Origin of the sequence: Psychrosphaera sp. B3R10 (genome assembly GCF_018861025.1) — a bacterium.
In the GTDB taxonomy this organism is placed as follows: Bacteria; Pseudomonadota; Gammaproteobacteria; order Enterobacterales; family Alteromonadaceae; genus Psychrosphaera; species Psychrosphaera algicola.
In genome coordinates, this window is sequence record NZ_JAHKQH010000009.1 from 17,434 (window position 1) to 31,167 (window position 13,734).

At 43.5% G+C, this 13,734-nt stretch carries 9 protein-coding genes; 1 reads left to right on the plus strand and 8 read right to left on the minus strand.

Features of this window, described 5'->3' with window-relative positions; all coding sequences use genetic code 11:
- Nucleotides 1-4: 4 nt before the first annotated feature.
- A complete protein-coding gene (locus KO525_RS03800; RefSeq protein WP_252736784.1) occupies nt 5-448 on the minus strand; it encodes a (deoxy)nucleoside triphosphate pyrophosphohydrolase in 444 nt (147 codons plus the stop codon).
- A gap of 252 nt (nt 449-700) precedes the next feature.
- On the opposite strand from KO525_RS03800, the gene KO525_RS03805 reads away from it, so the two are divergent.
- Entirely contained in the window at nt 701-1,162 is a 462-nt protein-coding gene (locus tag KO525_RS03805) for a YccF domain-containing protein (RefSeq protein WP_215962464.1), read from the plus strand.
- Between the two features lie 51 nt (nt 1,163-1,213).
- Here the strand turns inward: KO525_RS03805 and KO525_RS03810 are convergent, their stop codons facing one another.
- The 7 genes from KO525_RS03810 to KO525_RS03840 all read right to left on the minus strand — a co-directional run bounded on the left by KO525_RS03810 (nt 1,214) and on the right by KO525_RS03840 (nt 13,701).
- The gene (locus tag KO525_RS03810) at nt 1,214-1,798 is read right to left on the minus strand and encodes a 3'-5' exonuclease (RefSeq protein WP_215962465.1); all 585 of its coding nucleotides are present in this window, start codon (nt 1,796-1,798) and stop codon (nt 1,214-1,216) included.
- A gap of 109 nt (nt 1,799-1,907) precedes the next feature.
- Nucleotides 1,908-2,432: an HNH endonuclease gene (locus KO525_RS03815; protein ID WP_215962466.1), complete on the minus strand. Its 525-nt coding sequence runs from the start codon at nt 2,430-2,432 to the stop codon at nt 1,908-1,910.
- A gap of 213 nt (nt 2,433-2,645) precedes the next feature.
- Nucleotides 2,646-3,017, minus strand: coding sequence for an MmcQ/YjbR family DNA-binding protein (locus tag KO525_RS03820; RefSeq protein WP_215962627.1), 372 nt, complete (start codon nt 3,015-3,017; stop codon nt 2,646-2,648).
- Nucleotides 3,018-3,196: 179 nt separating this feature from the next.
- Complete coding sequence (locus KO525_RS03825; protein WP_215962467.1) at nt 3,197-4,288, minus strand: polysaccharide lyase family 7 protein; 1,092 nt, start codon at nt 4,286-4,288, stop codon at nt 3,197-3,199.
- 301 nt (nt 4,289-4,589) lie between these two features.
- Complete coding sequence (locus KO525_RS03830) at nt 4,590-6,791, minus strand: hypothetical protein (RefSeq protein ID WP_215962468.1); 2,202 nt, start codon at nt 6,789-6,791, stop codon at nt 4,590-4,592.
- Nucleotides 6,791-7,726, minus strand: coding sequence for a hypothetical protein (locus KO525_RS03835; protein WP_215962469.1), 936 nt, complete (start codon nt 7,724-7,726; stop codon nt 6,791-6,793). The genes KO525_RS03830 and KO525_RS03835 overlap by 1 nt, the downstream gene beginning before the upstream one ends.
- On the minus strand, nt 7,723-13,701 hold the full coding sequence (locus KO525_RS03840; RefSeq protein ID WP_215962470.1) for a putative Ig domain-containing protein: 5,979 nt from the start codon (nt 13,699-13,701) through the stop codon (nt 7,723-7,725). Before KO525_RS03840 ends, KO525_RS03835 begins: the two co-directional genes overlap by 4 nt.
- Between the last annotated feature and the right edge of the window lie 33 nt (nt 13,702-13,734).

Consider the following 13,734-nt stretch of genomic DNA (forward strand, 5'->3'; position numbering starts at 1 on the left):
GCTCTTAAATGTGATCTTTTTGAAGTTTTTGGACTATTGGTATATCAGCTTCAGCCCAATCAAGATGACCTAACTCTTGTACTTTTAACCATTTTTGATCAATATGCTCAGTCAGAATTATATCCTTACTTTCAACTGTACAAGTGAACGAATGCATCGTAATGAAAAAGTCTGGGTATTGATGGTTAACGGTACTGAAATATTTTGGCTCTATTATATCCAACTGCAACTCTTCTTTAATTTCTCGGATTATCGCTGCCTCTTTAGTTTCTCCAGCTTCAATTTTTCCTCCCGGAAATTCATATTTTTTTGAAATATACTCAAGTTTTGCTGAACCACGTTGAACACAAAGAGTCTCTTCACCACACTGTATAATTGCTGCAACTACTTCAATCTTTTTCAAAAGAATTCCTATACTTTTACTTTCCAGAGCAATTTCTATTTTCAAAGATGCTTCGTATATATTCAAGACAATTAGTAAGAACATTCATAATAATTGCAGTGCCATAGTGATTTTGGCCACTTAATTGAAGGATATTACGAGATTTTTCAGTTCTAATTTTCCCTAATATTTTTAATCCCGAGTCGAGCTTTGGCGCTGCTGGCTGGGTTGCCACACATTTTCTCACAAATTAGTTATAGCGCCCTGCCCCTATTTTTTATTATGATTTCTAAAGTGAGTGTTTTTTGAGGATTTGAGATGAGTGCAATTGGTAATTTAATCTGGTTTATATTTGGCGGTGTAGTCATGGGTTTGGCTTGGTGCTTTTTTGGGTTCCTGGCCTTTATAAGTATTGTGGGTATTCCGTGGGGTCGCGCTTGTTTTGTTATGGCGGGGTTTTCGTTTTTTCCTTTTGGCAAAGAGGCTATTGCCCGCGACGAATTAACCTTGCAAGAGGACGTTGGCACTAGTGAGTTTGGGGTTGTGGGTAACGTAATTTGGTTTTTGTTTGCTGGGCTTTGGCTCGCCATTGGTCATATTTTTTCAGCTATTGCCTGTTTTGTGACTATTATTGGGATCCCGTTTGCCATCCAACACCTAAAGCTCGCTGGTATTTCAATTGCGCCTATTGGTAAAACCGTTGTAGACAAAGAAGTCGCGGCTGCAGCCCATGAAGCGAATGCTGCTGCCGAAGTGGCTAATCTGCGTCGTCGGTATTAACTAACTGCGTTTTTGCATTCGCGCCCACTTTGCTTGGTCAATTCTGCTTGGTCATTTCTGTTTGGCCAATACATTAGCGATACAAATTGCTGAGTGGGCGTCGTTTGCGGCGTATTGGATTTGGCTTGGTTTAAGTGGGTAAGCCCCCCAATTGGATTTTTGTGCGCCCTTGCCGAGTCGTGCGTTTAGTACCATGGCAACTGCGGTTCGAGCGCCAATTAGGTCTTTGTCGCCAATCATTACTTTCAATGTCACAGCTAAGTCTTCTACATTGCTCAGTTCTATGTCGAGCTTATTGCGCAGCTCTTTTTTATCACCTCTTAGCCCAAAACCGACTTTTTTGATCTGTTCATTGTTTAAAATTTTTCTAGCGGCGGTTACTGCACACTTAAACCGAGTGGGAAATAAATAGCCATGTGAGTCGGTAGCCAGTTGGATCAAGGTCGGTCCAGGGCCGGTTTCACCTTTATTAAAAATAGGCTTCATTTCTGTATCAAACCCAACACAGCGCTCTTGGTTTAATGCCGCAAATGCTTGTTTTGCATCTTGCTCATTTTCAACAATGGTGATGTCTTGTAAATTTAGACCTGAGTACATAGGTAGCGCTCGAATTTGCTCTTTGGTTGGACGTTTCAAATTTATCTCTTTTATCTTTTTGCAAATAACTTAGTTATATATTACTGCTTCAACGTTACTCTTTAACGAGCTAAAGCAACCTAGTTGCCGATTTTCCAACTAATACACACTAACGCCATTGGGTCTCTGACACATTCAGTTTTCCCATGTTACACGCTTCACACAGGATTTGAAGATTGTCTAACTCTAGTGCTAAATGTGGGTATTTAGACCGTGGTTTTATGTGATCTACATGCAACACGGCTCCGGTGTCTGGGGTTGCGCCGCAGCAAGCACACTTATTTCCAAATTGCTCAAACGCTGCTGTCCGCAGGCGGAGCCATTTAGCCGTGCGATAAAAATCAGTTTCGGTTTTGGTTCCTTCATATGGCAGTTCGTTACTGTCGGTAAATGTTTGCGGCATGCTGTGTGGGGAGAAATAATTCACAGAACCTTTATTGGCATTAAGCCAATTCCACATTGCCTTCATTGCGCCGGATTCGGTTTTGTATTTCTTCTTTTTAGAAATGCTTTTTGAAATGCTTTTAGCACTACTTTTAGAGATGCTTTTAGCGCTGCCCTTTGCACCGCTATTCGAACTCGCAGAAGAATGGTTGTCGGTACCTTCGGCGGCATGGAAACTTACGGTATACATAGCTGACTCCCTGCATTTATGGCCATACCTAATGTGTTAAACGGCGGCTTAACTTTGCTGTAATTAGCTCAACAACGGTTATTTATTTTGTGCAAAGCAAGCCAAACTGTATTGATTTCTTAGCAAAACTCTAGCAAAAAGTGTCTGTGTTGTTAAGTCACAAACCAATGTGTACGCGGATATTTGAGCACCTATGTTGCGTGATAGCTGGGGTTAACTGTCTGGTTGATTTAGATTTAACTCTTTTTGTTTTATTTTGGTTAAACCTAACGACACTAAACGATAGGATTCAGACAAATAATATGTAAGTTGTTCGTCGAGTTCTGGGTTGTTTGATATCTGCTGGATCCATTTCATTCCGCGATTGGCTAAATATGGCGCTGGTCGATATCCTTCGCTTTCACTTAAAAATCCGTAGTTTTGTTCTGAAGTTTTAAATGTAAAGGCTGGGGTCTTGTCTTTTGTCCAACCTCCAATAGCAAAGACTTTGCCGCCCACTTTCCAAACATGAGAATTGCCCCATTGCACAACATATGTGGTGGCAGGGAATGAACGGCAATATGTATTAAATTCGTCGTAATTCATCATCTATCCAAAGTGGCGTTTTAAGCATTTATCTGAGTTTGCCCTACTTAATCACAATAGTGTAATACCATTTTGAACATTATAAAAAGTCAGTCATGAGATACGCGAAAAGCCCTTAAAAAAGGGCTTTTTGGGGAATGTCATAGTTACCTTGTTGGTAAATGTGCATTAGTGTTCTTTTAAGGCTTTGTGCTTTTTCCAACTTTAAGTTTAGTGAAAGTCACTTGAGTGTAGTCACCATTGGCCTTGTCGATTTCCCAATCGCCCGTACCTGGACAAGCAGTATACCAACCAGCGACGTCATCTTTAGTGCTACATTGGTTGTAAGCACCGGCTTTAAAGTAATGCCAATCAAGCGTATAGCCAAATGGATTGTCTTTAAGGTCTTGGTTGCCGTACGCATCAATATTGTTACTAAGGTCGATTGCATAGTTAACCGTTGGTTTACCTGCAGCGGTAAATTCTAGGTACATGGTATTTTCATGGACGTTGATAACGTAACTAAATTCTTCACCAAGTCTTATGCCTTCTGCGCCTGGATCGGCAGGGTTTTTCCAAGTGTTACCCCAAACAGGATAAGCAATGTCGGTACGGTCTTTTGCTGTTTTTGGCAAGTTACGTTCGTAGGTCCAAAATACTGAGCCTGTATCGTGGTTTGGCCATTTTTTATAGAAGATCTTAATTGGTTCATTACCCCAACCAAACTGCTCGTTGGTTTTTTCCAATAAGTTTTTGTCTTTACCCGCGTGGATTTGACCAACAACCACTGAAAACGCCGGTGGCTTGTCTGGGTAACCAGCGCGTACTGCAACTTGGTCGACTTTTAAACTTGCTTCCATCTTGCCGCCAACTTGCGCAAATTTATCAGAAAATGTATGTCTCGCTATGGCAAAGTTATTTTTAAATGAGGCCGTTTTAATGCCCTTGTTGTCACCGCGTAACATATGTCGTAATTCACTACGCGTGTTTGATGAATTAGCAGAGGTCGTCGCTTTATTTGGTGTTGCGAATACCATGTGGCCGTTGTCGTCTAAATAGAAAAAGTCTGGGTGGGCGTAATCTTGGATCGCACGCACACCAACTTCGTCAATTTTACCGTTATTGTCTTCATCTAGAGGTAAAGTGATCTTCCATTCACGTAAGTCAAACTTAGATGCTGGCGCTTTTGAATTTGCTCTTTCTTTAAATGGTGCCGGTTGTTCTTCAGTCGCTGAACAAGCCAATAAACTTGTTGTTAACGCTGATATTACGGCGATTCTAGTTAAACGCATGCCTACCTCTGTTATTCTAATTTTATTTTTGATTGTAATCCTGTGGTGTATTGTTAACCAATCAACATCCAAAATACAAGTCATACTTACAATTTGGTTGACCATTTTTAAAATAAATTAGACAAAAATGCTTAAATTGGTTTGTTAACTTTATAATTAGAACGGCGATAAGTAAAAATGCGCGCAATGCGAAAAAATAGAGAGAAAGAATAAGTTAGTGGAAAAGACACGTTCAAAGACACACCTTAGTGCATCTTTGACCCGCTTTAATAAAAGACCAGAACAAAGGTCTTCAGTTTAATTATTGATAACAAACCTCAGTATCTGTGCCACATGGCGCGCCAGCCAAGATCCAGTCCAATAACATAGTGTATTGTTTTTCTCCTTCAACCGTAGAACGGTCAATCACAACCCCACCACCATGATTTTCAGACGTTGGTTTAATTAAAATTGGACTGTTTGTTGGGTCGACAAAATCGATCCGCGAGCGTACGTCAAAGTATTGATCAGGGTTCGAATCGGCATAATACGCTGGGATATTAGGATAGCTGCCGGTGGGTCGGTGACATAATGAACAAGAACTATTGTCGCTAGTCCCCATAAGAGTCCGAATTTCGTTATCAAACGTCACTGGTGTTGCGTCTGCGGCATCAACGACGGTAACTTCTATCAGACTTGGGCTACTAGCGGTTCCTTCCTTATTGGTCACCACAAGCTCAAATTCGTATTGCCCAGGTGTCGCCGATAAAATTGCTAAGTTAGGCGTATTTAAATCTCCCAACACAATATCGGTATCATCTGCTTTATTAACTAATCGCCATGCATAGGTTGAGGCAAATATACTGCCTTCACCTAGTACAAACCCCGGGGCAACAAGTGTTGATGGCGCAACGGTTTTGGCATAAGGAAATTGTGGTTGGGCGACTTGGCCGTTTTCATCTAAGACGTCAAACCCAGGTAAAAAAGATGCTAAGAATGTAGGTTTGCCCTGTGGATTTTGCCAAAAACGTTCGTAATTTCTTAACGACATTGGCATTTGCCCACGGCGATATACGTAGTCGATAATTCGATCCGACATACTTATGAATTTTTCATAACTGCTAAAATTCACCGCATTGGCTAAACTGATTAACTCGCCATCAACTTCAACTTTTGTCGACTCGCCAATTTCTGTACCCCGAAGCGAATGGCAACTAACACAATGCGGTTCGATAACCGTTTTATATAAAGACGCTACGCCCGAAGGACGAGAACCGTTTTGTTGCCAACCGGCGGGCACATATGCGGTATCAAAACTGCCGTTGTCTAAATCATCACCGTAGCGACCTTTCGCAATTTCAATCGCAAAATCGGCTGACCAATGACCTTTAACACCCGTTTGATTTTTCTGTTGCTCAAACGTATCAGCGATGATGCTGTTGAATGTACGTAAATTTTCACTTTGTTCAAGTTGACTAAAGCCCGTTAAATCACTGTATTCAAATGTATCTATTTCCAATAGATTTAACTTTGCCGTTTGTAAAGATTGTAATTGAAACTCGCCATTTTTATCCAGCGGCAGCATAGCGCCACCGTGACAACTAATACAAGTGGTTGGCACTGGCTTAATGCCGCGTCCATCTAGATCTGCTTCAAGTAATCGTTCTTGCACACCGCTGCTATCGGCCGGTTTGAAAGTGAAAAATTTAGTGATCATTGGCGAGTTGGGGTCACTTGCGTCAATGGGGCTAAACTCGATGGCATTAGTGCCCGCATGATATTTTCTATTTTGTTCAACGGCAGCGTGTACATTAAGTGGGCCATAATTGGCCGGTGACGGACCGCCTAATTTAACAATATAATTATCAACGTATATCGCTGTACCACCGTCTGCGCGTTTACGGGCGAACATGCTGCGGCCGTATCCGAGATCTTTGGTATCTCTAAATGCCACATAGGTTTCATCACCTTGGTCAAAACCATTTGCGTCTAACCAACCCGCCAAGGTTGTGCGAGTATTGTCTGGGTCAACCGCTCGATAATACGCATCAGAATAAGCTGCATTACTAATGTTACTTGCAGCAATCGAAATGACAGCGGGTTCGGTTGCGCTGGTTGTTTGCGTCGCCGCCATGAGTTGGTCGTTTTTATATAAGCCAATCGTCAATTCTGCCGATGACGCCATGGTAATTTCCACACCTATGGCTTGGTTTAGTAAAAAGGTTTCTGTACTTGTCTGACCGGAAATCCACTCACCGGTAAACGTTTCTGGCTGCAAGTTTGCGTCGTCAGTTACGGTTCCTTTTACGACTTCTATTTGGTAACTGATATTGTTGAAAGTGCCATTAGAAGACATTTTTAGTTGGTATTCACCTGCAGGTAACCCCGCTTGGGTGTTAACGTACTTTAAAAATTTATTGGCGTGGATCTTTGGAAAAGCACTTTCTGTTTCCGGCGCGACAGCGTCTTCACCGCAGGCCACCAGCATGACTGTTATTGCGCATATTAAAAATATTTTCATCATTAGAATCTCACCAATAAACTTGCTCGCACCAGCATTCGCTGATATTCAACCCAGTCTGACGCACTGCTATCGATTGCCGTGGCCGAAATGTCGACACTGTACTTATGGCTCAGCGCGTAGTTAACCCCTAACGCTAAACTTGTTGTTGTTGCGGCCAAACGATACGCAAACCAGTCGCCACAAAAATGTTGATTAAATGAGTCGTCACGCCAAATTGCTTTTGATTCGCTAATTAAGGGATAGATGTCGTCAGCGGTAAGGCCGTTACAAAAGGTGGCCTGCGCTACAGAATAAACGTCGCCAGATATGACACTCGCGGTAAGATAAGCGACGAGCTCTCTTGACCAAAGATAGTCGACGTTAGCAAACAACCTGTGTTCCGAATTATCAAATACCGCATTGCCCGCCGTAACATTGGTATATTGATAACCTAGTCGGCCGGTAAAGTCGGTGCTAATTCGTCTTGTTGCAAATGCTTGAAAACTCAATATGTCGGAGGTGCGGCCGGCACTATCAAACTCTTTGTGTTTATAGGTCAAGCTGGCACGGTAAAAAGGGGCTAAAAAACCAAAACTGTTTTGCCAACTGTAAGCAACTTCAACCCCAGCTGTGAGAGAATTGAGGGTATCAACTGTGTCGTAAAATTCAGACTCTGCTAAAGCACTCACCGACAACAAGCTTTTATTACTTTCCCAGCGATATTGAAATCGGCCGTTGAGTTGCACCACTTCATCTTCAACGGTATCTCGAAGGAATTTGGCTTTGCCGACGTTTGAATCGTAAAAGCTACCAATATCGGCATCGATAGACCAATTACGCTCTTCGCCTGCAGCGTTCACAGCACTGGAAAAACAGGCAACCAGTAAAGTGGCAGCAACACAAACTCTTGATTTACTTTTTGAAAGGGTGTTTAGCTTTAAAAAGGCATTGTTCATTTTGACATCTCCTTTTTAAGCTCGCGGCATGTGGCCATTGTTAATTTGCGACGTGTGCCAACTAAAAACGTTGCGAATAACAACCACAACATATTCATCGAACTGCCCCCTTCTGGTTGTTCTGTTGGTTTCTCAAGTACTGGTGTATCAAACGATACTGTCAGCTCGGTGGTTGTAATTGCTACCCCTCCTGGGTCTACAATGACGCCATTAACAACGCCGTCGGCGTCATTTGGTCCCCCGTCTGATAAGGTCAACCTTATGCAATTATCAAAAGAAGTTAATCCCGCGGTATACACATCGTCTTCTGGATCTGGGCATATTCCTGCAATCGTTTTTGCCGAGGCAATTGCGTTGTTTGCATCGGCCACAAAGTCGAGCCACTGACTGCCGTCAAACTTGCGATATGTCGCATTTAACGGAATTGATTGGCTAAGCGGAATGACCACTCGTGCTTGACGAATGGCATCATTTAGTCCTGAGACCTCAAAGTCATAAAGCCCGCCAATGACGGAGAAGCCATCATCTGCCACTTGTTCACCCGCGTCATTAACGATATTTTGCTGATTGATTAAAGCGCCACCAGAAAGATCTGCGGCCGCCAATTCACCTAACGATAATTGTAAGCCACCGTCTGTTGCTATGAGTTGGTCGCCTCCTATACTTGTGGCGATTAAACTTGGTTCATCAATTGAGTCTAAATAGTCCGGTACTTTGTCACCGTCACTATCGCCAAACCCTTCATCTGCGTCTGTGATGCCATCGCCATCGCTATCATTAGATGCGCTAAGTGTTGGTGCTGCAGCGACAATATCCAACCGCTTAGTAAGAGTTGTGACTTGTTGTCCATCGTCTGCGGTGGCGGTCACTCGCACAAAGGCTGTGTCGAGCAAAGTTGGGTCAAACGTAATTTCATTGTCGCTTATGGCGTCAAAAGTCACGCCATTTGTCATCGATATTGCCAGCGTAATTTGATCATTGTTGGCGTCAAATGAGCTGGCTGTCACTGTGACTAACCCCTGGTCTTGATAAATGCTCGCGGCAACTTGTGCATTTTGACGCGCCACGAGTTTTAGTTCTGGCGCAACATTGCGGTCTACTATCATTAGGGTTTGTTTTTGCTGATTGGCGATGGCATTTAAGCGCGCAAAACCGTCGACAGAAGTGAGTTGAATGAGCACAGATTCATCTTCTTCCACCAGCGTATCCGCGAATGTTGAAAACATAATTTTGCCTTCCTGTCCCTGTTCAATAACAACACTGCCATTAACCAGATCCATATCCTCACTGCTTGCGGTGCCTGACACTTCAAAACCAACTGTCACCGGATATTCAGGTGCCGAGCCGTTTAATCGTAAGGTCACTTCCACCGCCTGATCTTCACCAATCACCCGCGTACCATTAACACTGATAAGCGGTAATACATCGAGTCTTTGCGTTGTTGTAGCAACGTTGCCTTCCGCATCACGGGCTTGCCAAACCAAGTCATAACGACCCGGGCGGTAAGGGCCGACATTACTTAATGTGGCATCGACGTTACCAGAAACTAAGTCGTTTGCAGTGGCATTGCCGGTGAAATCAACTGCGGTAAGTAAGCCGGTTGAAACAACCGTTATGGCGTCGTTTTCCACCGTAATCACAGGTGGCACATTGTCGCGATTAAAGGTTGAACAACTTGTATCGCCTTCACTTTGACATAAAAGGTATTCGTCTAAATTAGACAAGCCGTCACCGTCTAAGTCGGTTAATGCATCGTCTTTATCAAGAGGGTTCAGCCCAAACGCCAATTCAATTTCGTCACTTAAGCCGTCGCCATCGTCGTCAGAATCACATACATCGCCGGCACCGTTCATATCGGTATCGAGTTGAGCTGTATTACCAACTAATGGGCAGTTATCGGCATAATCAGCAACCAAATCACCGTCGCCATCTAATAATAAAACGCTGACAACTAAGGTTTGTTGACCTAGATGATTGGTATCGCCGCCGTCATCCGCAACGACATCAACGGTATATTGACCTGCACTAAACTGCGGTGCTTGCCATGAAATTAGGCCATTTGCCGATATCGACATACCAAGCGGTGCGCCACTTAATGACCATGCGACCTCAGTAGAATCAACATCAGTCGATATGGCCTGAATGGCGATAGATTGTAATTCGGTGATTTGTTGTGGTTCAAATGCGCTCACCTCTGGTGCGTCATTAACGGCGGTAACGGCAATATCAAACGATTGTAGTTCAGTAATAAGTCCATCTGACAATGACAAATTAACACTGCCGGTAACAACGCCCTCCGTTGGTGTCCAACTTAATTGATTATCAACTAATGTCATGCCATTTGGGCCCGACAATAACAACAATGTCAGATTTTCAGAATCAATGTCGCTTGTAATAATATCGTAGGTATAAAGCGTATCTTCAACCGCAAGGGTAATAGGTTGTGAGTCAAAACTCGGCGCGTCGTTGACCAAAGTGACTATTATCGAAAAGCTCTGTTGAACGGTTAGTTCACCATCACTTACAACAACCACAATATCTGCATTTGTTGCATTGTTACCTGGCGTCCAGTTCAATTCGCCGTTAACGATCGTCATGTCCGTTGGCCCCTGAAGTAGGCTAAAGATCAGCGCGTCATTATCGTTATCTACATCGGTCGCAGTCACTTGGTAAGTATAAAGTTGACCTTCAGTCGCTTCAGTTATTGGGCTGCTATCAAACACAGGTGCGTCGTTAACTGCAGTGACCGTTATAACAAACATGACCGATGCTGCTTCCGCCCCATCTTCACCACCGTCAGCAACCTGAATAATGACATCGCCAGACGTTAATTGACCTTCTGCTGGTGTCCAATCGATAACCCCGGTAGCAGACACTGTCATGCCTATAGGACCACTAATTAACTGATAAGTGATATCTTGTCCGTCGTTTTGATCGTCAGGATCCGTAACCTCTAATGTATATTGATAAGGCAAGTCTTCCGTTGCGTTCAGCGATGTCACCGCCGCAACTTCAGGACCTTGATTGACACTTGTGACACTTACTGTGAAAGTTTGTACAGCACTTGTCGCACCATCTTCACCGCCATCTGTCACCGTGATGATGATTTCACCCGAACTTAAATCGCCCTCTTGCGGGGTCCATGACAATGCACCACTGTCGGTGACATTAAGCGCGTTACCTAATGTTGAAACCACAGTCGTTGTTAATGCCGATGCGTCTTGAGTCACGTCGTCATCTGTGTCAACAATCGTTAATTGATACAGCCATTGTTGTCCTTCAAGGACCGCGAGTGTTGGCGTCGATGTAATTGTTGGCGCGTCATTGATTTGAGTAACAACAATATCAAATGCTTGTGTGGCCGCTTGGCTGTCATTCTCGCCACCGTCGGTCACTGTAAGTAATATGGCACTCGCTAATTCAACGCCCTCAAGTGGTGTCCATTGTATTAACCCTGTACTTGTCACAGACATACCGTCGGGGGCATTCGTTAATTCGAAATTGATGTCTGTACCGTTATTTTCATCGTCGATATCTTCAACAACCACTTGGTATTCATACAGCACATCTTCAGTCGCGGTAAGAACCGGTTCTGAGGTGATCTCAGGTGGAAAGTTAAATACACTAACCGTAATAACAAACGTTTGCTCTACAGCTACGGCTCCATCTTCGCCGCCATCGGTAACGGCAATGGTAATATCCCCAGAGCTTAAGTCTTCTGAACCTGGCGTCCAGGTTAGCAATCCACTCGCAGATAGAGTCATGTTGTCCTGAGTAGACGTTAACGCAAAGGTTAATTCGCTAACATCATCATCAACATCTGTTGCCACGACCTGATAAGTATATTCAACAAAACGTACCGCCGAGGTGCTCGGGCTTGATGTGATTATCGGTGCATCGTTAACGGCGGCGACCGTAATGGAATAAGATTGAATATCCTGTTGGATATCATTATCGGCCCCGTCTCGTACTCGAACTTGAACATCAAAGTTACCGGTTTGTTCATCACTTGGCGTCCAGCTAATTAGCCCAGATGTATCGACTATCATACCTTCTGGCGCTTGGAGCAAAGTATAAACATGGTTAGCACCGCCACTTGTATCGTCTGAATCTACTACAGATAATTGATATTGGTATAAGGTGTTTTCAGTGGCTGTTGTGACTGCTGTACTTGAAATAAATGGGGCGTCGTCGTCTGCAATGACGTTTATAGTGAAGCTTTGACTTTCACTGCTATTGCCATCGGAGACCTCTACAACCACATTTTCGGCATAACTTGCGGCCGCCGCCGCAGGAGTCCACGTAATTAAACCGTTTGTTTCGTTGATTGACATGCCACTTGGCGCAGTGGTTAAGCTAAAGGTCAAGCTGTCATTTTCTTCATCAGTCGCAACAACCGTATATTGATAAACGACCGACTCAGCACCATTGGTAACCGCTACTGACGTTATGATAGGTGTGTCATTAACCGCGGTTACGGTAACGGTGAAGTTGTGAGAAATACTGGAGTTACCATCGGATATTGCAACAACCACAGCGTTGTCGCCAATTGCAGAGGCCTCTGGTGTCCAGTTAATTTCTCCCGTTGAAGAACCGATAACCATGCCAGTTGGTGCCGTCGTTAATTCATATCCGAGCGTATCGCCCTCTTCGTCAGTTGCTCCAACGTTATAAACATAACTCTGATCTTCAGTTGCTGTTGTCACTGCAGTTGTTGTTAAGGTTGGCGAGTCGTTTACCGCCGTCACGGAAATAGAAAACGTTTGTGTTGTTGTGCCTTCATTTGTTGCATCGTTATCCGATACTTTAATAATGACTGAACCACTTGTTGTTTGGCCATTGACCGGCGTCCATGTTATTTCGCCGTTTGACGCATTGATACTCATCCCTACCGGTTTTGACAGCAAGCTAAATGTAAATGCACTGTCGTCGTCATCAACAACCACGGGATTATAGGTATAAACCGAGTCTTCCGTCGCAACTATCACTGGAGTTGAAGTAATTTGGGGCGCATCATTAACTTCGAAGGCTTCAATTGTATAACTTTTCTGTGCCGTCGCATTAATATCAGCGGTCGAATCAGTTGCGGTCACAGTTACGGTATAGCTATTACCAGATTGTTCTTCTGTCGGTGTCCAACTAATTAATCCATTTAAGCTTCCTATTGTCATGCCTGTTGGGGCAGTGTTAAGCGCGTACTGGATAGTGTCGCTTTCTGCATCGGTGGCGGAAATTGTTTGCTGAAATAACGTTTGTTCTGTCGCGTTGTTTAACGTGGTCGTAGAAATTGTCGGGCCATAATTACAGGCCGATGTTGTAAAATTGTCCGTAGATGAATAATTAGTGCCATAGGCATTTGTCGCATATAGCCGCCAATAATAGGTTGTACCACAACTTAATCCGGATAGGCTTGTACTGACTTGTTTAACACTGTAATAACCACTATTGACACCACCACCGCCAGTACCAACGGCACTTTCTTGGCTGCTGGTTGAAACTACCGAATTAGTCCATGATCCATTTACTGTACTGTAATTAAAAACATATGCAGAAGGTTTAAACCCATTTGGGTCAATTGAAGCATAAAGAGTAGCGCTGGTTTTCGAGCTCACAATATCGGTAACTACGGCAACGGTTGGTGCTTCAGCGTAAACAGAACCGTCTGCTACCCACTGACTAATTAAATTTTTCTCATTGGTATTTAAGTCTGCATCGCTATAGGGCATAAACCCAGTCGCTATATAGCTACTGGAGGTACTGCCGTGAGTTTTAAACTTTGAATAGGTACTGAGGTCGGTATAACTGGAAGAGCCTGAGTAGTGGCAACTGGCACAAGCGGTAACAGAATTACTCAAATAAATTTTCTCATAAACCCCATTATCCCCGAGATACGTCACTTTTGCTTCACTACTTGAGGAAAAGCAAATTGCAATGAATATGCAACTTAGCCAAATTATCGATTTTATGGTTTTCATAACGTTACTCGTATTTTTATTATTTGAGAGATT